Consider the following 21,730-nt stretch of genomic DNA (forward strand, 5'->3'; position numbering starts at 1 on the left):
GAAAATGCGGCATGGGAGGATATCTACGATGAGCACGGGATTTCCGCGCATCGCCTGCGCGCTGCTGAGCGTCGCGCCGATGGCGCTTTCGGCGCAGACTTTGCCCGAGGTGGGGTCTGCAAGAGCTTCAGCATCCAAGGCGGCTGGCGGAACGGCTGCACGCACGTCCGAGATCTGGCGCGATACGACGAGAACCGCAGCGGACCGGGCGGACGCTCTCGTGGCGGCGATGACGCAGGCCGAAAAGCTGAGCTACGTTCACGGCATATTTCCACCGATGGCGAAGCCGATGACGTCCGACATGATTCCGTCCGCCGGTTACGTGCCCGGTGTCCCTCGTCTTGGCATACCGACGTTGCGCGAAAGCGATGCGTCGCTGGGCGTTGCTAATCAGGTCGAGCAGCGCAAGGGCGATGTAGCCACTGCGCTTCCTGCGAGCCTTGCTACCGCCGCGAGTTTCGATCCCGCCATCGCCTATGCCGGGGGCGCCATGATCGGCAGTGAAGCGCGGGCGAAGACCTTCAACGTGTTGCTTGCGGGCGGCGTGAACCTGACGCGTGATGCCTGGAACGGGCGGAACTTCGAGTATCTCGGCGAAGATCCCCTGCTCACAGGCGTCATGGGCGCAGCGTCGATCCGGGGCGTTCAGTCGAACCATATCGTCTCGACGATCAAGCATTTCGTCCTAAACAGCCAAGAGACCGGACGAGCGGTTCTCGACGCGCGGATCGATCCGACGGCACTACGGGAAAGCGACCTGCTGGCGTTCGAGATCGCGATCGCGGATGGGAAGCCGGGTTCGGTGATGTGCGCGTACAATCGCATCGACGGCGACTATGCTTGCGAGAACAAGTTCCTGTTGACCGACGTCCTGCGCAGGGACTGGAGATATCCCGGGTTCGTCATGTCCGACTGGGGTGCCGTACATTCCACGGAGAAGGCGGCCAACGCAGGGCTCGACCAGGAGTCAGGCCAGGAACTGGATGCCAAGGTCTATTTCGGCACGCCGCTTGCGAACGCTGTCGCTGCCGGGCGGGTCTCGACGGCGCGGCTCGACGACATGGTGCGCCACATCCTGACCGGGGTCATCGCCAGCGGTCTCTACGACAATCCCACGCCCAAATCCGCACAGCCGATCGACTATGCCGCCAACGCCGAGATCGCACAGCGCACTGCCGAGGCAGGTATCGTTTTGCTCAAGAATGAGAAGGGTCTTTTGCCGCTTGCCAAGACGGTACGATCGATCGTGGTCATCGGCGGTCATGCTGACGTCGGCGTGCTGTCCGGGGGCGGCTCGTCCCAGGTTCGCTCCGTCGGCGGCGTACCGATCGAGATCCCGCTCAAAAGTGGCGCGGCAGCCTCGTTCGCCCGGATAACCTATCACTCGTCATCGCCGCTGCGTGCCATCAGGGCTCTGGCGCCGAACGCGCAGGTGACGTTCGTCGACGGCACCGACCCGGTCGCTGCCGCCAAGGCGGCCCGCGCCGCCGACCTTGCGATCGTGTTTGCAACGCACTGGCAGACCGAAGCGCAGGATGCGCCCTCCTTGTCGCTTCCTGATAATCAGGATTCGGTGATCGACGCGGTCGCCGCAGCCAACCGACGTACCATCGTCGTGCTGGAGACCGGTGGACCGGTTCTGATGCCGTGGGCCACTCGGGTGCCGGCGATCATCGAGGCCTGGTATCCGGGCCAGCGCGGCGGTGAGGCGATCGCGCGCGTGTTGTTCGGCGAGGTCGATGCGTCGGGCCGGCTGCCGATCAGCTTCCCGCGGAACATCGAGCAACTCCCTCGCCCTCGGCCGGTGACTTCGCCGACCGGCGCGACCAGCAACGACGCCTCCGCCAATGCCGGTGCCGGAGATGCCAGCCTGCTTCCGGCCTATCCCGTCACCTATCAGGAGGGGGCGAACGTCGGGTATCGTTGGTATGCCTCACGCAAGGACACACCGCTGTTCCCCTTCGGCTTCGGGCTGAGCTACGCCAACACGAAGATCAGCAACCCACGGTTTTCAGGCGGGACCAATGCCAGCGTAACGTTCGCTGTCACCAATCAGACCGCACGTACCGGCACCGCCGTACCTCAACTCTACGCGACGTCGCCGGACGGTGGCGCGCCTCGGTTGGTCGGCTGGTCACGTCAAACGCTGGCGGCCGGCGAGACCAGGAACGTGACGATCACAGCCGATCCACGCGCGTTGGCACGGTGGGAGACCTCCGGCTGGCGCTTAAAGGGCGGCGCGTATGCGCTAAAACTCGCAACGGACGCTCAGACGACGATCGGCGCAGGGACGGTCATCCTGACTGACCGGCGCCTTGCGTTGGCCCGTGCTGCTTTTGACACACCTTGAAACAAATCCGCCCATGTTGGACGTCGATGTCACGCGCTGATTGACATCGATGTCGGACGGAAGCACGGTTGAGCAACGCGGGGTTACACCGCCAGAATCATACACCGGTAGGGACATGCCGGTCAGGGAGGATGAGTATGAGGGGTTCTATTCCGTCGGCGTTCGCGCGCTCGACGTCGGTATTCGCGTTGGTGGCGGGGCTGACGATGCCCGGCTTGGCGAATGCGCAGGCCGCTCCAGATCCGACACCAGCCGTTCAGGCCCAACAGGGCACACCACAAGCCGATACGTCGCCAGGCGCTCCGCAGGTTGAGACCGGTGCGACCGCGACCAACGCGATGCCCGACCAGGCCCCAGGCGACGAGATCGTCGTGACCGGCGTTCGCGCCTCGCTCGAGCGGTCGATCGCGATCAAGCGCGATTCGTTCGGCGTTGTCGATGCGATCAGCGCGGAAGACATCGGCAAGTTCGCCAACACCAACCTCGCGGAATCACTGCAGCGCATCACCGGTGTGTCAATCGATCGCCGCAACGGCGAAGGCTCGACCGTCACGGTTCGCGGCTTTGGCGCGCAGTACAACCTCGTCACACTCAACGGCCGCCAGCTCGCGACATCGAACATCGTCGCGGTGGGCGGTGATCAGGGCGGCGACGGCGCGGGTGGCTTCGGTCGTTCGTTCGACTTCTCCAACCTCGCTTCCGAAGGCGTAAAGACGCTGGAGGTCTACAAGACCGGCCGCGCTGCGATCCCCTCGGGTGGCATCGGCGCGGCCGTGAACGTCGTCAGCCGTCGTCCGCTTGATTCCAAGGACACGGGTCTGCTGGGCTCGCTCGGCGTCAAGGGCAGCTACGACAACAGCTCGTCAGACTGTTTCGACTGCGGTGCGCGCGTGACGCCCGAGGTGTCGGGTACCGCCAGCTGGAGCGATCCCAACCAGCGCTTCGGCGTGTCGCTGTTCGGCAGCTACCAGAAGCGCAACTTTAGCTTCTCGAGCGTCGCGCCGGACAACTGGAACATCCGGTCGCTGACCGACTTCCTCAATCCCGGCAACGGCTTCGTCAACGGTCAGACGGTGATCAATAACCGTCCGACCAATGGCAACGTCCTGGTCTCCGTACCGAACGACTCGCGCTATCACTTCTCCGAGGCGAGCCGCGAGCGCATCAACGGGTCGGGCGTCATTCAATTCCGTCCGACCGATACGCTGACCTTCACTGCAGACGGTCTCTACGCCCAGCTGCGCCAGTCCGAACGTCGCTCGACCCAGTCCAACTGGTTCAACCGCCCGTTCGGCGTGGTCACGTTCGACGACGCCAGCAACGGCATCGCGACGACGAGCTTCCTGTCCGAAACGATCAACGGCGTGAAGGATGAAGCGTTCGAGCAGGCGTATCGCGCGCAGAAGAACAAGCTGTACGACTTCGGGGGCAACATCGAATGGAAGCCGACCGAGCGCTTCTCGGTGGCGATCGACGGCCATATCGGTCGGGCCGACAGCTCGCCTGACAATCCCAATGGCCAGACGTCGACCACGGTCGCCTTCAACGCGCCGGTCGTCGCCGCACATTCGCTGACGCTCGGCAAGAATGGCTTCCCGCAGCAGACGATCGCGATCAACGACGGTTCGGCCAGCACAACGCCCAACGGCCAGTCCTTCATCAAGGGCAACGGCAACGGCGTGATCGATCTCGGCGATCTGTCGAGCGCGGTACAGCGTCAGTTCGCGTCCAATCAGACGCAGCGCGTCAAGGAGCTTCGCGCTGACGCCGGATGGGCACTGAATGATCAGCTCCGCCTCGACGCCGGTGCCGATTATCGCACCACGAATACGCGTCAGACGCAGTACAACACGCGCCAGGTCCTGGGTGACTGGGGCAATTCGCTGCCGCCCGACATCGCGCGTCTCGCGCCCGGTCAGGTCTTCCAGTTCTGCAACGTGTGCAAGTTCGAGCACAACGACGGAAATCCGGACGCCAATACGCTGGTGGCATTCCGTACGCAGGACGCGACGAAGCTCTACAACACGCTGCACGACTATTATCTCGGCGTGACGAATGACGGCGTGAACCACGCCGACAACATCGACGCGAACGACGACAATCGCGTCCGCGAAAACATCTGGTCGGGCTATGTCCAGGGATCCTGGAACGGCAAGCTGTTCGATCACAATGCGCAGCTGGTTGCCGGCGTCCGGTACGAGAACACCAAGGTGCGTGCGGTGTCGCTCCAGCCGGTACCGACCGCGGTCGTGTGGACTGCCGACAACGACTTCTTCGTGTTGAACACCGCCGATCGGCAGACGTTGTCGTCGCGTGGCGGTTACAGCAACTGGCTCCCGTCGGTGGATGCCAAGTTCGAGGTCGTCGACAACCTCTTTGCCCGCGCCTCGTACAGCAAGACGATCTCGCGTGCCGGTTACGGAGACCTGTTCGCTTCGACCAACGTAAACGGTCCGGGCCGCCCGACGGCGATCGGTGGCATCGCAACCGGCACGGCGCACAACACCGATCTCGATCCACTGTCGTCGGACAACATCGACGTCTCGCTCGAATGGTATCCGCGCAAGGACGTGTTCCTGTCGGCGGGCTTCTTCAACAAGAAGGTCCACAACTTCATCGGCCAGACGGTGGTCAACCGCAATCTGTTCGGTCTGCGCGATCCCACCTCGGGCACCGCCGGGACGCGTTCGGGCACCGCGCGGGAGCAGCTGGCCGGCACGTTCAACGCTGACATCACCGACGTGAACCTGTTCACCTACACGGCGCTGCTCCAGCAGAATGCGGGCAACGTCGCAACGACGAACGCCCAGTTCGCGGCCAACTACAACACGCAGAGCCGCGCGTTGAACCAGGGGTTCGTCGATCAGATACTCGGCCAGTACGATATCACCGCCAACGGGCAGGATCCGCTGTTCAACTTCGCGGTCAATACGCCGATCAACAACCAGGATGCTCATATCTACGGCGTCGAGCTCGCCGGGCAGTATTTCCTCGGGGATACAGGCTTCGGCGTGGCAGCGAGCTATACGCTGGTCCGCGGCAACATCGGCATCGACATCGCGGCCGATCCGAGCGTGAACACGTTCGCGCTGGTCGGTCTGTCGGATACCGCCAACGCTACGCTGATCTACGACAAGAACGGTATCTCGGCGCGCATGTCGTACAACTGGCGCGACAAGTTCCTTAGTGGCATCAACCGCGGCGGCGATCGCAATCCGGTGTTCACCGCGCCCTATGGTCAGCTCGACCTGTCGGTGAACTTCGACCTCACCTCGCGTTTTGCACTCGGGTTCGAAGCGATCAACATCACCGAGGAGGGCGTGCGCTCCTACGGCCGCGACAAGAGCAACATCTGGTACCTGTCGGAAGGGTCCGCCCGGTATCTGGTCGGAGCGCGATACCGCTTCTGACCAAGCGGCGAGAAGGCCGCTGACGACAGCGGCCTTCCTCGTCTAGGATCATCTCATGGCGTCCCCGATACTTCTCAACAATGTCGACCACCGCGACCTGCGTGTCGCGGTCGGTCATCACGCGCGCTACGGCGATGCAATCAACCAGACGCGCGTCTTCCCAGCCGAGTTCGAGGAACTGCAGCGCGACTATGCGATCCTGTTGCGGCGCGACGAGCACGGCGCCCTCTTCGCGACTGTTCTTTTAGGGCTCGATCCGGACGAGAACCTGTTTCTCGACGGCGAGCGGTGGGACGCGCGGTACGTGCCGGCGGCACGGGCGCGCGGTCCCTTCTCGATCGGTGTGGATGCCAATGGCGAGCCGATGATCCATGTCGACCCGGATCATCCGCGCATCGTCGACGACGGCGAGCCGGTGTTTCGCGAGCTCGGCGGTAACGCGCCATTGCTCGATCACGTCTCGGCGATGCTGCAACGGATCTATGTCGGTCTGGAGACCGAGAAGGCGATGTTCAAGGCGTTTGCCGCCGCCGACCTGCTCGAACCCGCAACGCTTCAACTCGATCTCGCCGATGGGCGGCGCTACGATATTCCTGACCGGTTCACCATCGATGCGGGGCGGCTCGCGGCGCTGGACGGCGATACCCTGGCCCGGCTCCACCACGATGACTTTTTGCGTCCGGCGTTGTGGATCGCCTCTTCGCTCGGCAACCTTCGACACCTGATCGATCGGAAGCTGCGGAAAGAGCTCCATGGCTGAGAAATTGCACGTATCGCGACGCGTGCGCGAGATCGATCACTCCGGTGTCCTCGATCTGGAGGCATTGATAGCGACCGACGAGCCGGTGATCCTTCGCGGGCTCGCCGCCGACTGGCCGCTGGTCCAGGCCGGACGCAAGTCGCCGCAAGAGGCTGCCGCGTATTTGCGCCGGTTCGATGCCGGCCGTCCTGTCACCGGCTATGTCGGCAATCCCGCGATCAGGGGACGCTTCCATTATGACGAGACCGCCACAGCGATGAACTTCGCTGCCGAGCGGATCGCGCTTGGCGCCTTCCTTGATCGGGTGCTTGGTCATCTCGGCGACGCTGAGGCACCCGCTTATTATATCGGTTCCACCGATCTCGACACCTATCTCCCCGAGTTCCGCGCCGAGAACGACCTGATGCCGCACGGCAACGTGTTCGATCGCCACCCGCCGCTCGCCAGTATCTGGATTGGCAACCGCACGATCGCGTCCGCGCATCATGACATGTCGAACAACGCGGCGGTCTGCGCAGTCGGGCGACGACGCTTCACGCTGTTCCCACCGGACCAGGTCGCCAACCTCTATCCCGGCCCGCTCGCACCGACTCCTGGAGGGCAGGTGGTGAGCATGGTGGATCTCGCCGCGCCCGATCTTGAGGCTTATCCACGCTTTACGGCCGCGATTGCCGCCGGATCGGTCGCGGATCTGGAGGCAGGCGACGTCCTCGTCTATCCGGCTTTGTGGTGGCACCATGTCGAGGCGCTCGACGACTTCAACGTGTTGGTGAACTATTGGTGGAACGCGGCGCCCGCCTTCATGGATACGCCGATGGACACGATGCTGCACGCTCTGCTCAGCCTGCGCGACCGGCCCGCGCAGGAGAAGCGCGCGTGGCGCGCGATGTTCGATCATTACGTGTTCGGCGATGCGGAGGCGGTCGCAGCGCATCTACCACCGCCTGCACGCGGACCGCTCGCACCGCTCGACGAGCCCGGCGCACGTCAGTTGCGCGCCTACCTGCTCCACCGGCTGAACCGATGAGCGAGTTTTCCGAAGAACAGCGTACCCGCGTCGTCGTCGCGGGTGGTGGCACCGCAGGCTGGATCGCAGCTGCAGCAATCGTGCGCCAGCTTGGCCCGCTCGTAGACGTAACGCTCGTAGAATCCGACGAAATCGGCACCGTCGGCGTCGGCGAGTCCACCATTCCGACCGCGCGCAGCTTCCACGCGTTTCTCGGCATCGACGAAGCGGCGTTCATGCGTGCGACGCAAGCGACCTTCAAGCTCGGCATCGCGTTCGAGAACTGGCGCCAGGTCGGCGACCGCTATTTCCATCCGTTTGGCAGCGTCGGCAGGTCGGTGGCGATCGCCGACTTCCAGCATTTCTGGCTGGAGGCACGCGCACGCGGTTTCGCTGGCGCGTACGGTGACTATTCGCTCGAACAGCAGGCAGCTGGCGCCGGCCTCTTCGGTCACGACGAGCAGCATTCGCTGGCTTACGCCTATCACCTCGACGCGACCGCCTACGCGCGGTTCCTGCGAACGCTGGCCGAACCCTGGGGCGTCCGCCGCGTCGAGGGACGCATCGAGCGGGTCGAACGGGACGGCGAGGGGGGCGATATCGCCGCGCTCGTCCTGGCATCGGGTGAGCGGATCGCGGGCGATCTGTTCATAGATTGCACCGGCTTCCGCGCGCTTCTAACCGAAGGCGCGCTCGGGACCGGCTTTGAGGACTGGTCGGAATGGCTTTTGACTGACCGGGCGCTTGCCGTGCAGACGGAGACGGTGGCACCGCCCGTGCCGTACACGCGCGCGATCGCGCATGGAGCTGGCTGGCGCTGGCAAATTCCGCTCCAGACGCGGACCGGTAACGGCCTCGTCTATTCCAGCGCGCATATGAGTGACGACGAGGCGCACGCGACGTTGATCGGCGCTCTAGATGGCCGCCCGTTGTTCGAGCCTCGACCGCTGCGGTTCCGCTCTGGGATGCGACGCAAGGCGTGGAACCGGAACTGTATCGCGCTGGGTCTGGCGGCAGGATTTATCGAGCCACTTGAATCAACCAGCATTCATCTGATCATGAATGCGGTGATCCGCCTGATCCAGCTGTTCCCATTCCGGGGCGACGATCACGTCGCACTCGCTGCGCGCTTCAACGCGCAGTCACGCCACGAGTGGGAGCATGTGCGCGACTTCATTATCCTCCATTACCATGTCACCCAACGTGACGATTCTCCGTTCTGGCGCGACTGCGCGCGCATGACGATCCCCGATAGCCTCGCTGAGCGGATCGCACTCTTCACGAACACCGCTGGCGCCTGGCAGGGACAGGACGACCTGTTCAGGATCGATTCCTGGGTCTCAGTTATGCTCGGGCAAGGCGTCGAGCCCCGCGCGCATCATCGCATCGCGCGCATCATCAAGGAACAGGAGTTGCAAACCTCCTTCGCAGATCTTTCCAGAGGAATAACGAGTACAATGCAGGCGCTACCGCGACATTGCGATTTCCTAGCGCGGTATTGCCTGGCTGACGGCTGATGCATCACGTAGCCACTGCTTTGGACGGATAATTTACAAGACGGGAATACTATTATGTGTGGAGAAGACGCCCACTAAAAAGGGTTTCTGGATCCACAAGTCGCTGATATCTCTAAGCCATCCGCGCTGCTGTTTCCAAAGGCGCGCTACACATTCTCTCACGATGAACCGCCGTCCGAAGTTGGAAAGCGTAAATGGTCACCGGAGTGTCCGGAAGTGAGTCAATTTAAATCGAAGTTCGAAGGTGCTCGGAAGCCCGCGTGTTCCTCGGCAATCCACTGCAAAAATCGACAGCGGCATCGCACCGGCTTCCAGTACATTGTGGAAATGCTTCACGTCGAAGCGATCGCCGGCGATTGCCGGCGATTGCCTTGGCCTTCTCCGGTGCCCGCAGCCGGGCAGCATGGCCGATCTTGTAGCGGCACGCCTGCCCGGGTGAAACGCAATAGCGCTCGACCTCGCGCTGCGAGCACCCGAGGCGAAGCCTACCGTATCAGCGTGATTTCTCTACCGCGATCCACTTCATCATCTCGGCCTCCATCGCTGGCAGGGGGACTGAGCCCATGTTGAGCAGGGCGTCGTGAAAGCGGCGCTGGTCGAAGCGGTCGCCCAATTCCCCCTCCGCCTTTGCGCGCAGCGCGCGCATCTTCATCTCCCCGAGCTTGTAGGCCAGTGCCTGCCCCGGCCAGCTGATGTATCGGTCGACCTCGATCTCGACGTCGAGCTTCGCGAGCGCTGTGTGTCCGGCGAGGTAGTCGATCGCCTGCTGCCGGCTCCACCCCATCGAATGGATGCCGGTGTCGATGACGAGGCGGGCGGCGCGCCACATCTCGAAGGTCTCGCGACCGAATTCCTCGTACGGCGTGCGGTACATGCCGAGCTTTGTGCCGAGCCATTCCGAATAGAGCCCCCAACCTTCGCCATAGCCCGAGAAGTATGTCTGGCGGCGGAAGGCGGGGCGGCTGGGGGCTTCCAATGCCATTGCGGCTTGATGGCTGTGACCGGGGACGCATTCGTGCAGCGTCAGCGCAACGATGTTGTACAGCGGGCGTGACTTCAGGTCGTAGGTATTCATGAGGCATGCGCTGAGCCCACCGCGACCCGAGGTGTAGACCGGCGCGATCGCGTCGGGCACCGGCTGGATGGTGAAGCGGTAACGGGGAAGGGTGGTGAAGACGTCCTTCAGCCGACCGTCCATCCGCTTCGCCACATAGGCCGAGAAGCCGAGCAGTTCGTCCGGGGTTCGGGCGTAGAATTGCGGGTCGCTGCGCAGGAAGGCGAGGAAGTCGGCGAAGCTGCCCTTGAAGCCGGTGGTGGCGATCGTCGTCTTCATGTCGGCGTCGATGCGCGAAACTTCCTTGAGGCCGATCTGATGGATCGCCTCCGGTGTGAGATCGAGGGTCGTGTATTCGCGGATCTGGCTTTTGTAGAACGACTCGCCGTCAGGCAGTGCAGAGGCGCTGACCGTCGTGCGCGTGCCGGGCAGGTAGGTGCCGCGGTAGAAGACGAGGAGCTTCGCATAGGCGGGGGCCGCGGCGGTATCGATCGCAGCCAGTCCCTCTGCCCGCAGCGACGCCTGCTGGCTTGCCGAGATCGAAGCGGGCATTGCCTTGAACGGTTCGGCGAGCGGGTTGTCGGCGCCCGGCTTGGTGAAGGCGGCAATGGTCGCATCGCGCCCAGCGAGCGACACGCGTGGCGGCGTGAAGCCGCGCTTCAGTCCGGCGCGCATGTTGGCGATGTTCTGGTCGAACCAGCGCGGCACATCCTTGAGCCGGCCGATGTAGCGGCGATAGTCGTCGGCGTTCTCGAGCGGGGCATAGGGCTTCACTTCGCCCCAGAAGTAGGAATCGCTGTTGAGCGGCGCCTCGTAGGTGCGGAAGTCGATATTTGCGACTTCGCCGCGAAGCGATTCCTCGAGGACGGCGGCGTTCAATCGTTCTTCGGGCGAAAGTTGCGCCGCGGGAATACGCGCGATGCGGTCGAGAACTGCGCTCCAGTAGCTGCGGCGGCGCGCCCAGTCACCCGGGGCGACGGCGGGGAAATGATCATCGGACTTGCTGCGCAAGCCGTCCGCAATCTGCGCGAACTCCTTCTGTCGCCATTCCCATTCAGCGTCGTAGATCGCCTTAAGCTGCGCATCCGCCGAGCTCGGCTGGGCCCACGCCGTTGCTGGAGCAAGTGCGAGAAGCACCGTCGCGGCCACATATTCAAACCTCATCGTGTCCCCATTTTCCGCTTGTCGCAGCAGTCGTATCTCCCTCGGTCGGCAAGGGAAAGCACGCCGGCTTTCCTTTCGTCGGCCGCGTGAAATTCAACTGTGCCGTGTCTTCGTTGTAGCATCCCGCCATCGGTAGATGAACGAACGGCTGGAATTAGGAAGAGTGTAGGACGGTCTGAGCGTCCGCATTTGGGTCTACAAGTAAGGTTTCTCTTGGCCCAGCGACCAGCATGAACGTTTAAGCATCTTGATAGGTCTATGCAGATGCCCCCATGCTATGTACTATCCGTTATACATTTGCCACTAGTAGGCGAGTGCCGTTCATGTACAGCGACTTCGAACTGTACGCCATCGTGTCTATAGAGTTTGCGACGGTTTATTTGGCGACCGTCGCAAGTGGTCATCGACCTTTGACCAAGCGAACAAGCTTGGCGGCATCCTGCCCAGTCGGCAACGCGGTCGAAGCGGTTAGCCGTGCGGCGGAGTCGTCCCAGCGCAGTGTTGCCGACTTGCCGCCGTCCTTTCTATAGGCGTTGGTGGTGCCGTCGTCGTCGTAGAGCGAGAAACTAGTGTTCCGGCCCGGATAGATGCGAATGGACTCGAGCGACTGGCGCGTGGCAGTGCTCGGCACCTGGACGCCGATCGGTAGAATGGATCCGGCGCGGACGAACAGCGGGATCTGGTCGATCGGTGCGGCAACATCGATCGTTTGGCCGCCAGTGTACTTTTTCTCAGTCCAAAAATCATACCAGTCGGCACCAACGGGAAGATAGACCTTTCGGCTGGTAACGCCTTGGTCGGTGACAGGGGCAACGAGGAAGGCGGGGCCGAACATGTACTCGTCGCCCATGTCGGCGACCTTCGGATCGTTCCGGAAATCCATGAACAGCGCGCGCATGAATGGTGCGCCGGTCTGATATGTCGTGTGCCCGAGAGAGTATATGTACGGGATCAGCGAATAACGGAGCTTTAGAAACTTCGCGAGGACGGGTTCGGCGGCGGCGCCGTAATCCCAGAGCGCCGTGCCGGGACGCTGGCCATGGATACGCAGTGTCGGGGTGAAGCTGTTATAGGCGAACCAGCGCGTGAAAAGCTCTGGGTAATCGGCATAGCTCGGTGACATTGCGGCCGCGCCGGCAGGGTCGAGGAGCACGGGGTTCAACGCCTTGGGGCCGTTCGGATATTGCCAACCGCCGGTGTCGCTGCTCCAATAGGCCATGCCGGTTGCGGTGAAGCCGAGGCCCGCAGGGACCTGGCGGCGCAAGGCTTCCCAAGTCGACTGGATGTCCGACGACCAGAACAGCGCGCCGTTGCGCTGGGTGCCGAGATAGGCGGCGCGTGACAGGATCAGATTACGGAAATCGGGTCGGTCGCGGGCCGAGCCGTCGGCGACCCCCGTAGTATGCACGAGTGGGTAGAGGTTGTGATAGCGGTCACCCGATCCGATCGAGTAGAAATGGCCGTCCGGCACCAGATCCGGCTCGGTCTCGTCGAGCCAGAACCAGTCAAAGCCTTGGCTGGCGATGTTGTCGCGGATCTTGCCCCAGAACCATTCGCGCGCGTCGGGGTTGGTCGAGTCGATCAGCCCGCCGGTGCGGTCGGAGCGGATCGGCAGGCCATCGACCACGCTGCCGTCCTTCTCGTGGAGCATCCAGCCCTTGGTCGCGAGCATGTCGTAATAGCGCGACTCGCGTTCGAAACGTGGCCAGACACTGATGATCGAACGCATGCCCATCGACTTCAGCGTGTCGTTCATGCCCTTCGGGTCGGGAAAATAGGTGCGGTCGATATCGAGCTGTCCCATCCGCGACCAGTAGAACCAGTCGAGCACCATCACGTCGAGCGGTAGGTTGCGCTTGCGATAGCCCTCCGCGACACCCAGTAGTTCGGCCTGGGTCTCGTAGCGCGCCTTGGACTGGATGAGACCGAAAGCGGCCTTGGGGGGCAGAGGCGTGACGCCCGTAAGCTTCGCATACCCCGAATAGATCTCGTCGGTGGTCGCGCCGCTGATAACGAAGAACGAGACTCGCTCGCCCACGTCGGATTGCCAGTGAGTTGCATTGTGGAGCCCCGGCGACACGGTCGTCGCCGACGGATTATCCCAGACGATGCCATAGCCCTTGTTGGTAACCATAAACGGCACGCAGAGCGTCTCGCCGGCGGGGGCATCGTAATTGTGGCGGCAGTCGATCGTGCGCCCCTTCAGATCGAGTCTGCCTTCCTGGTTCTGGCCAAGGCCGTAATAATGCTCGTCGGGATGCACCGCGAAGCTGGCGCCGACGCGGAACGTCTTTTCGCCGTTGATGGTCTGCGGCGCCATTTCCCAGCCGGTCATCTCGGCGAGCGCGCTGCCGTCGGCACGCTTGATCGTGATCCCGACGCCGGGCAGCGAGGGCGCGAAATAGCGCTCCATCTGGCTTGGGGCCTTGGGCCAAGGCTTGGCATCAACCGTGATCGACAGCGCGGAAGAAGCGAAGACGTCGCCGCTGGCATCGGTGCGGTGGCTCCAACCGGTCGCGTCGGGCTTGGCGTTAGGGCCAGGCCCGGGTGCGGCCGTTACCTCGTCACGGTCGAGCGCGATCGTGACCCGGACGATATTAGGCGCATAGGGTTCGATCGCGACCAAGCTTCCATTGCGGTCGACGGTAGCCAGCGGCTTGGCGAGCGCGGGTGCGGCAAACGTGACCAGCGAGGCGCCGGTGGCGAGCAGCAGCGCGCGACGGATGGACGGACAGCTCATTATCTCTCTCCCGGACGTGGCGCGGTTGTCCACTTTATAATTTCACTTATGATATCCTTGTTCATCAGCGCAAGGCATGCTTGATCATACAAATAACATAGGGACCAGAGGGTATCCGTCCGGAGAGGAACATCATGCGTATCGCACTTGCAACCTTGGCCCTGCTCGCTTCCGGCACGGCGTTCGCCCAAGCGACGCCGATCCCAAAGATCGAGACGCGCGACGGGCGCCACGCGTTGATCGTCGACGGCGTGCCGTTCTTGATGCTCGGCGCACAAGCGAACAATTCGAGCAATTATGTATCGCAGTTGCCCGCGGTGTGGCCAATGCTCGACCGGATGCACGCTAACACGCTGGAGATGCCGGTCGCGTGGCAGCAGATCGAACCGATCGAAGGCAAGTTCGACTTCACATTCGTGCAAACGCTGCTCGACCAGGCGCGTACGCACGACAAGCGCATCGTCCTGCTCTGGTTCGGCACGTGGAAGAACACGTCGTTCGCGTATACGCCCGACTGGGTAAAGCTCGACAATGTGCGCTTCCCCCGGATGAAGACGCGCGATGGCAAGGATCATGGCGTGCTCTCAGCGATGTTCCCCGCAACAATGGAGGCGGATAAAAAGGCGTTCGTTGCGCTGATGACGTACCTCAAGGCGCATGATCCACAGAACACTGTGATTATGGTCCAGCCCGAGAACGAGACAGGCAGTTACAGTAACCCGCGCGATTATGGCGCGAAGGCGAATGCGCTGTTCAATCAGGCAGTGCCAGCGTCCTTGACAAGGGCGCTTGGCAAAAAGCCCGGTACGTGGAGCGCGGTATTCGGCGCGCAGGCCGACCGGGCGTTCAACACATGGCACGTCGCGCGCTTCGTCGACGCGATCGCCACGGCGGGCAAGGCGATCAAGCCCCTACCGATGTATGTAAATGCATCGCTTGCTGGACCCTCAAACGTGCCCGATCCCAACGGCGTCGCGAGCGGCGGGCCGCAGCAGGACGTGCTTGACATCTGGAAGGCGGCAGCGCCGTCGATCGATGCTGCAGCGCCCGACATTTACGACCGCAAGGCGAGCAACGTCGTTGCATATCTCGGAGCCTATACGCGGCCGGACAACGCCTTGCTGGTGCCCGAGATCGGCAATGCGACCGACTTCGCCCGGTTCTTCTGGCTGGCGCTGGGGCGCGGCGCGATCGGCTATGCGCCGTTCGGCATGGATGACACCGGGTACTCAAACTATCCGCTCGGCGCAAAGACGCTGGACGACGAGACGGTAGCGGCAATCGGCCGCAAATACGCACTGTTCGCACCAATAGCGCGCGAATGGGCGAAAGTAGCGCTCGCGTGTCCGACCTGGGGCGTCGCCAAGGGCGACGACGGCGCGGCGCAGTCGACGGTGATGGGCGACTGGTCGATTACGGCGAGCTTCGGCCAGTGGCAGTTTGGCCAGAAGGAATGGACCTGGATCAAGTCGGATAAGCCGGGCTGGGCGGACCAGCCGGTCGGCGGCGCGGTGGTGGCGCAACTGTCACCCAACGAATTTCTGGTCGCAGGCGATTATGTACGACTGAACTTCGGCATGACGTCGAGTGGGCCGGCCAAGGGAATGATGGTGCGTGTCGAGGAGGGGACGCTGACCGGCGGCCGCTGGACAACGACAGCGGTGTGGAATGGGGACCAAACAGATTATGGCCTCAACATTATCAACCGACCGCTGCTGCTCAAGGTGACGATGGGAGTGTATAAGTAGGCGTCGCCTTGTTTCCCCTGACTTCCCCGGCAAGCGCCGGGCCAGCCGGGATGGTGTCTCGGCAGACCGATATATCGTCAATTGAACCCCGCCCTCCGCCAAGTGGCGTTAAATCATACCAATTTGCGGCCTTCGATGTGCACCGCTCGATCTCACCGCGCGCGGCCGGTGGCAAAGCTCGAGGCGGTGGTGCCAGCGAGGACGCCGCGGCGGTCATACGTCATTTGCGGGTCCCCAGTGTCTTGGCGATCGCAGCAAGCGCGAGGGGTTTCATGATAGCGTAGCCGGCGGGAGTCGGGTGAACGCCGTCGCTCGACAGACCGGGTTTCATGCCACCTTCGGGCGTGGTCAACGCTGTGTAATAGTCGACATACGTGTAGCCGTGCGTCTTCGCGTAGCCCCGTATCCAGGCGTTAAGTTCGACGATCTGCGGCGAGGGACGCTTCGACGGGTTCCACGGGAAGGCGCTGGCGGGCGGGGTCGAAGCCAAAATTACCTTGATACCGTTTGCGTGAGCGAGCTCGGCCATACTGGCGATGTTGCCCTCAACGGTCGCCATCGTCGCGGCGCCCGTATTACCCGCGATGTCGTTGGTGCCAGCCATGATGTGTACCGCCTTGGGGTGAAGCAGGACTACGTCGTTGCGGAAGCGGATCAACATCTGCGGCGTGGTCTGACCGCTGATTCCACGGTCGAGAAGGCCGTTTGCGAACAGCGACGCATCCGCGCCGATCCAGTTGTCAGTGATCGAATCGCCCAGAAAGACGACGCGCGCAGGTGTCTTCAGCGCGGCGTTCTGCGCGGCGTAGCGGCAGATCTGACCATAATCGCGCGTCAGCATGTGCAGATTATACATCTGGTAGCTGTCGGTGGGCTTGGGATGAGTAGGACACGGGTCGGCGACAATGCCTACGGCGTCGTCGGCGTAGGGGTCGCCGGGGACTATAGTCTGCGCGGAGGCAGGCGCTGAGAGTAGGAGGGCTGCAAGTAGAGCTGCGAGACTTTGGTGGGGCATATCAGTTCCTTGCAAGCGCAGAGGCGATCGCGCGGGCGGCGATCGGAGTCATGCGGGCATAGCCGATGTCGAGGGGGTGTACGCCGTCGGTGGTGTAGGCGTGGCCAAGCAGGCCGTTGTCGTCGACCAGTACATCATAGTAGTCGGCATAGGCATAGCCGCGCTTTGCACAGAACGCGCGGAGCCAGGCATTGAGGACGCGGAGTTCGTCAGGTTTCCGCTCCTTGACGACATCGCGTGCGGCTTCGGTATAGTTGTTTACCGGGAGCAGTGATCCAAACACGACTTTGATGTGATGCACGTCGGCTAGGTCGGCCATGGCTTCCCAGTTGGTTTCGATCTGCTCGGGGGCTTCTTGTTGCAGGAAGCCCTGCACGTCGTTGACGCCAGCGAGGATCACCACCGCCTGTGGGTCGAGCGCGATCACGTCTTCATGGAAGCGCAGAACCATCTGCGCGGTGACCTGGCTGCCAATTCCACGGTTGATATAGGGTTGGCCAGGGAAGCTGACGGCAAGATTCCAGCGGTCTGTGATGGAGTCACCGAGGAACACGACGCGGCGCTCGCCGGGTTTGCGGGCCGGAAGGGCGGCATTGGCCTTTTGATAGATGTAGCGTTCGCCGAAATCCTGCATCAGGCTCGGCACCAATTTTGCGCGGAATGGGCCGAGCCAGCGTCCCCAGTCCTTTTCCACGACTGTCCTGCGCTCGGGTGAGCTTTGATAGTTTTGTGCGCTGGCCGCGCTAGAAAGGAGCGCTAGGATGAGGAACGCCGCGTTAATGGAAGTCTGCCGTGACGCGTCGCGAAGGTTGCGAACAGACCGGGTCACGTCAATGTCCAGCGATCAACGGTCCACGCATGATCCAGGCGCATACTCTTCATGTGAGCGGCATCGGCAGGCGCGTACACCATCTCTGTCTGGTGAATTGCGCACACGCTGGCGGCGCCTCTGCGTGGAACAGGATCATGGGATGAGGTCATGCCGATGAAACTTCTTGGCGATCAGCGCCGACGCGATCGTGCACCACGGGAGTGAGTTGCTCGGCTATTGTGGCTGCGGCCACGCGCAGGACGGTCTTGGAGGCGTCAAGCGTCACGCGAGTAGCAGGACCATCGACGAACGGCATGGTCAAAGCGGCACGCGCGATCCCTGTAGTGAGAATAGGTACCGATAGGTCGGTAATGCCGTTCAGTACTGGGCTAGGACTCGTGCCGCAACCATTGGCGGCGAGTTCGTTGAGCTTTGCCGCAAGCCCGGCTTCTTCGATCTTGGCGCCGGTCTGGCGAATGTCGTCCAGCATCGCCCGCCTCGTCTCAATGGTCTGGAAGGCGAGCAGGACACGTCCTGAAGCCGAGTTGTGAAGAGGGCGTCGATATCCCACGCGCACTGCGAACCCGGAGAGGCCTGGCGCCTCCATCCCGGCGATAACGACCATTTCAGCGCCGGATACGACGGCTAGATGGCAACTTTGCCCGGTTTTGCGAGCGACATCGCGCATCAATGGTAGCGCGGTCGAGACGAGATCCCGGACAGGCGGTTGGCCCATGCTGAGCGCAAACAACCGGTCCGTCAGCCGGTAGCCGTCGTCACCGCGCGCGATGTAGCGATACTCCTCAAGCACCTGAAGCATCCGAAAGATTTCGCTCACCGATCGGCCGAGTGCGGTCGATATATCTGACATCATTAGCGGAGCGCTGGCCGAGGCGAGCAACTCAAGGATTTCGAGACCCTTGACCAGCGCGGGCGCCTGATAACGCGATTTGCTCTCCATACCTCTCCTTCACGGACTGTCGCGTGCCGCTTCTACAGCAGCGCACCCCGCAGCAAAGTACGACGAAATAATTACGCATGAAACCCACTTTTATATATCATACTTATTCGCATGAAGTTAAAGCCTGAGGCTAGGGTCCCGTTAGAGGCCGCCAAGTCAGGAGAGTGAGACGATGACCTCAGCTAAGACCCCGCGCGCTAGTCGCAACCAGCTGCGCGCCGGCACCTCGGCGCTTGCGCTTCTCCTGATCTGGGCGAGCCCCGTCGCGGCGCAATCCACGGTCAATCCGCAGGACGCAGCAGCGCAGAGCGGGACTGTCTCGCCGAGCGGCGACCAAGGCGTTGCCGATCCGCAGTCGACCGGCAGTGGTCCCGCCGATGGGGACATCGTCGTCACCGGCGTTCGCGCCAGCCTGTCGAGCGCGCAGGCGATCAAACGCAACGCCGACCAGATTGTGGATTCGATCGTCGCGGAAGACATTGGCAAGCTGCCCGACCGAAACGTTGCCGAAGCACTGCAGCGCATTACCGGCGTGCAGATCCAGCGTAGCTTCGGCGAGGGAAGCCAGGTCGCCATCCGTGGGCTTAGCCAGGTCCGTACTGAGATCAACGGCCGCGACGTGTTCACTGCCAATGGCGGTCGCAACCTGAGCCTAGAGGACGTGCCGTCCGAGCTGCTGGCCGGCGTCGACGTCTACAAGAACCCGTCGGCCGAACAGATCGAAGGCGGTCTGGGCGGCCTGATCAACTTGCGCACGCGCAAACCGTTCGACTTCGACGGCTTTAAGGCATCGATCAGTGGCAGCTCGAACTATTACGACTTGTACAGCACGACGAAGCCTCAAGCTAATCTGTTGCTGTCCGATCGTTGGAGTACAGGCATAGGCGAGATCGGCGTCCTCGTTGACCTCGCGTATCAGCAGACCGCGTTCCGCCAGGACCAGATTTCCAGCCAGCCCTTCTACCTCCTCAACGAGGCGCGCAACGCGAACGGCACGTTCGTCAATCCGCTCGACGCGGCGACTGCTGCTGGCCTCGGGCGCACCGGTACACCGACCTATCTGTCGCACGGTGTCGGCATTGGCGAGTATCTGGGCGACCGACGACGCCTCGGTACCGACATCGCGGTGCAGTGGAAGCCGACCGACCGCCTGTTGCTCACCGGCGAGTACATCCGTTCGGACTTCAAGTTTCGTTACGGCGACTACAGTTATTTCGCTTATACGGGCGACAATCCGATCACCCCGGACTTCACCAAGCCGTTCACCTTCGACAAGGACGGCAACTTTACCAGTGGCACCTTTGCCGACGTGCCGACCAACGCTAACACCAGTCTGGAGACGCGCCATTCAGTCACCAGCGACTACTCGCTGAACGCCAAGTGGAACCCGACCGACCGGCTGACGGTCAACGTCGATGCGCAATATGTCCGCGGCGTCACCGATGGCACGCGATCGATCGTGATCCTGAGTTCGACCGCCGAGCGGCTATACGAGGCGACCGGCAAGGGTGTAGTGCCGACCTTCCAGATCTCGCCGGACGGTAACGCCGCCAACGGCAACGGGTCGACCGTCGATCCGTCCAACTACGCTTCGGGCGGCGGCTACCTCGACCATATCGAGCATTCGGTAGGCACCGAGAAGGCGGGTCGCCTTGACGCAACCTACAAGTTCGATGGCTTCCTCAAGTCGATCAGCGGCGGTCTGCGTTACACGGATCGTTCGGCTGTTACCGACAGCAGCGGTTATGCGTATTACGGGCTCAACCGTCCGCTCGCACCGGATCTGTACGAAGTGCGACCGTTCGCGGGCAGCCTATATCGCGGCTACCAAGGCGTGCCGGCGGGCGCAGTGTTCTTCAGCCGCAACACCGTGCTTGATTATGATGCGACACGGGCGGCGCTCGCCCCCTATGTCGACCCATCGCAGACGGCCGCGCTACTCCAGGGCGTCGGTTATCTGCCGAGTGATCGCAACACGCAGAGCGAGAAGACCTATACCGCTTACGGCGTCGCCAAATTCGGTGTTTCAGCCTTCGCGGTTCCAATCGACGGCAATATCGGCCTGCGGGTAGTGAAGACTAAAGTCGGTACTTCGGGTTTTGAAAGCCGCTCGGCACAGGTGCAGACCGGCACTGACGCGACTACCGGCCAGCCCATCTTCGGCAACGGGCCCGTCGCGTTCGTGCCGATCAGCGTGAATTCGAATTATACCAAGTTCCTGCCCAGCGTGAACCTGACATTCCATTTCACCGACAGGCTCCAGTTGCGTCTCGCGGCATCGAAGGGGCTGACCCGTCCCGACTTCTCGCAGCTCAACCCGAACATAGCGATCAATGAATTCGTTGCGACCGGCGGCCAGCGGACCGGAAGCTCCGGCAATGCGAACCTGCGCCCGCTTACTGCCGACCAAGCCGACGCTTCGCTCGAATTTTATGTGTCGAAGAGCACGTCGATCTACGCGGCAGGCTTCTACAAAAAGGTCGACGGCTTTATCGCCAACGTCACTGCGCCTGAGACGTACACCTTTGGCGCCAACACCTACATCTATCAGATCACGCGTCCGCTCAACGGCGACAATGGTACGATCAAGGGCTTCGAGGTCGGTGGCAACACCTTCTTCGATTTCCTGCCAGGTTGGCTTTCGGGTTTCGGCACGCAGGCAAACTTCACGTTCGTTGACAGCAAGGCGCCTAGCCCTGGCGCGCGCGATACGTCGGGCAACCAGTTGCTGGTACCGCTCGAGAAGCTGTCCAAGTACAGCTACAACCTGATTGGATTTTACGACAAGGGTGCTCTGTCAGCACGTGTCGCGTACAACTGGCGCAGCAAATTTGTGGACACAACGGCGGGTAACGGCAGCGGCAATTTGCCCATCTTCAACGCTGCGCGCGGGCAACTTGATGCTTCGGTGACATATACGGTCGCACCGCACTTCGCGCTGACCGTCGACGGCACCAACCTGACAGATACCGAGAACCGTACCTATTACGGCCTGCCCAGCCGCCCGCAGTCGTCAGTTCTCAACGATCGCCGCATCAGCGTTACCGCGCGACTGACCTACTGATCAGCTGCGTTTGCGCGTAGAATGCTCCCATCAGTGAACTGGGTTCGTACGAGATAGACGAACCCAGTGACACCGATAAAGAGGAACGAACATTGCGGCCCACAAGACGGACAATCCTGGGTGCAGGCCT

12 protein-coding genes are annotated in these 21,730 nt (G+C 62.3%); 7 read left to right on the forward strand and 5 right to left on the reverse strand.

From position 1 onward, the window contains the following. Positions 1–28: 28 nt before the first annotated feature. The 5 genes from AC59GX_RS18450 to AC59GX_RS18470 all read left to right on the forward strand — a co-directional run bounded on the left by AC59GX_RS18450 (position 29) and on the right by AC59GX_RS18470 (position 9,043). Positions 29–2,350, forward strand: coding sequence for a beta-glucosidase family protein (locus tag AC59GX_RS18450; RefSeq protein ID WP_497302174.1), 2,322 nt, complete (start codon positions 29–31; stop codon positions 2,348–2,350). Positions 2,351–2,487: 137 nt separating this feature from the next. Further along, entirely contained in the window at positions 2,488–5,760 is a 3,273-nt protein-coding gene (locus AC59GX_RS18455) for a TonB-dependent receptor (protein ID WP_497302175.1), read from the forward strand. 55 nt (positions 5,761–5,815) lie between these two features. Then, positions 5,816–6,520, forward strand: a complete 705-nt coding sequence (locus AC59GX_RS18460; RefSeq protein ID WP_497302176.1) for a SapC family protein — start codon at positions 5,816–5,818, stop codon at positions 6,518–6,520. Continuing rightward, the gene (locus tag AC59GX_RS18465; protein ID WP_497302177.1) at positions 6,513–7,547 is read left to right on the forward strand and encodes a cupin-like domain-containing protein; all 1,035 of its coding nucleotides are present in this window, start codon (positions 6,513–6,515) and stop codon (positions 7,545–7,547) included. Before AC59GX_RS18460 ends, AC59GX_RS18465 begins: the two co-directional genes overlap by 8 nt. Next, on the forward strand, positions 7,544–9,043 hold the full coding sequence (locus AC59GX_RS18470; RefSeq protein WP_497302178.1) for a tryptophan halogenase family protein: 1,500 nt from the start codon (positions 7,544–7,546) through the stop codon (positions 9,041–9,043). The genes AC59GX_RS18465 and AC59GX_RS18470 overlap by 4 nt, the downstream gene beginning before the upstream one ends. A 493-nt stretch (positions 9,044–9,536) precedes the next feature. Here the strand turns inward: AC59GX_RS18470 and AC59GX_RS18475 are convergent, their stop codons facing one another. Together AC59GX_RS18475 and AC59GX_RS18480 are read right to left on the reverse strand one after the other, a co-directional pair. Then, positions 9,537–11,261 carry a DUF885 domain-containing protein gene (locus tag AC59GX_RS18475; RefSeq protein WP_497302179.1) on the reverse strand — a complete coding sequence of 575 codons (1,725 nt, stop codon included), beginning with the start codon at positions 11,259–11,261 and terminating at the stop codon, positions 9,537–9,539. A gap of 400 nt (positions 11,262–11,661) precedes the next feature. Beyond that, positions 11,662–14,001, reverse strand: a complete 2,340-nt coding sequence (locus tag AC59GX_RS18480; RefSeq protein ID WP_497302180.1) for a glycoside hydrolase family 31 protein — start codon at positions 13,999–14,001, stop codon at positions 11,662–11,664. 134 nt (positions 14,002–14,135) lie between these two features. Here AC59GX_RS18480 and AC59GX_RS18485 point away from each other — a divergent pair, with 134 nt between their 5' ends. Then, the gene (locus AC59GX_RS18485; protein WP_497302181.1) at positions 14,136–15,749 is read left to right on the forward strand and encodes a DUF5597 domain-containing protein; all 1,614 of its coding nucleotides are present in this window, start codon (positions 14,136–14,138) and stop codon (positions 15,747–15,749) included. 220 nt (positions 15,750–15,969) lie between these two features. Here AC59GX_RS18485 and AC59GX_RS18490 read toward each other — a convergent pair whose 3' ends face one another. From AC59GX_RS18490 to AC59GX_RS18500, 3 genes are all read right to left on the reverse strand, one after another. Next, on the reverse strand, positions 15,970–16,764 hold the full coding sequence (locus tag AC59GX_RS18490; protein ID WP_497302182.1) for an SGNH/GDSL hydrolase family protein: 795 nt from the start codon (positions 16,762–16,764) through the stop codon (positions 15,970–15,972). A gap of 1 nt (position 16,765) precedes the next feature. Continuing rightward, entirely contained in the window at positions 16,766–17,458 is a 693-nt protein-coding gene (locus AC59GX_RS18495; RefSeq protein ID WP_497302183.1) for a GDSL-type esterase/lipase family protein, read from the reverse strand. 283 nt (positions 17,459–17,741) lie between these two features. Then, complete coding sequence (locus tag AC59GX_RS18500; protein ID WP_497302184.1) at positions 17,742–18,536, reverse strand: IclR family transcriptional regulator; 795 nt, start codon at positions 18,534–18,536, stop codon at positions 17,742–17,744. 172 nt (positions 18,537–18,708) lie between these two features. Between AC59GX_RS18500 and AC59GX_RS18505 the strand changes: the two genes are divergently transcribed. After that, on the forward strand, positions 18,709–21,600 hold the full coding sequence (locus tag AC59GX_RS18505) for a TonB-dependent receptor (protein ID WP_497302185.1): 2,892 nt from the start codon (positions 18,709–18,711) through the stop codon (positions 21,598–21,600). Positions 21,601–21,730 lie beyond the last annotated feature (130 nt).

It is taken from the genome of Sphingomonas sp. 320_CC (genome assembly GCF_059691795.1).

Bases quoted from the DNA above. Each gene is read 5' to 3' on its own strand.
- AC59GX_RS18485 (WP_497302181.1), top strand. From the start codon at position 14,136: ATGCGTATCGCACTTGCAACCTTGGCCCTGCTCGCTTCCGGCACGGCG.
- AC59GX_RS18470 (WP_497302178.1), top strand. From the start codon at position 7,544: ATGAGCGAGTTTTCCGAAGAACAGCGTACCCGCGTCGTCGTCGCGGGT.
- AC59GX_RS18465 (WP_497302177.1), top strand. From the start codon at position 6,513: ATGGCTGAGAAATTGCACGTATCGCGACGCGTGCGCGAGATCGATCAC.
- AC59GX_RS18490 (WP_497302182.1), bottom strand. From the start codon at position 16,764: ATGCCCCACCAAAGTCTCGCAGCTCTACTTGCAGCCCTCCTACTCTCA.
- AC59GX_RS18475 (WP_497302179.1), bottom strand. From the start codon at position 11,261: ATGAGGTTTGAATATGTGGCCGCGACGGTGCTTCTCGCACTTGCTCCA.
- AC59GX_RS18505 (WP_497302185.1), top strand. From the start codon at position 18,709: ATGACCTCAGCTAAGACCCCGCGCGCTAGTCGCAACCAGCTGCGCGCC.
- AC59GX_RS18460 (WP_497302176.1), top strand. From the start codon at position 5,816: ATGGCGTCCCCGATACTTCTCAACAATGTCGACCACCGCGACCTGCGT.
- AC59GX_RS18500 (WP_497302184.1), bottom strand. From the start codon at position 18,536: ATGGAGAGCAAATCGCGTTATCAGGCGCCCGCGCTGGTCAAGGGTCTC.
- AC59GX_RS18450 (WP_497302174.1), top strand. From the start codon at position 29: ATGAGCACGGGATTTCCGCGCATCGCCTGCGCGCTGCTGAGCGTCGCG.
- AC59GX_RS18480 (WP_497302180.1), bottom strand. From the start codon at position 14,001: ATGAGCTGTCCGTCCATCCGTCGCGCGCTGCTGCTCGCCACCGGCGCC.
- AC59GX_RS18455 (WP_497302175.1), top strand. From the start codon at position 2,488: ATGAGGGGTTCTATTCCGTCGGCGTTCGCGCGCTCGACGTCGGTATTC.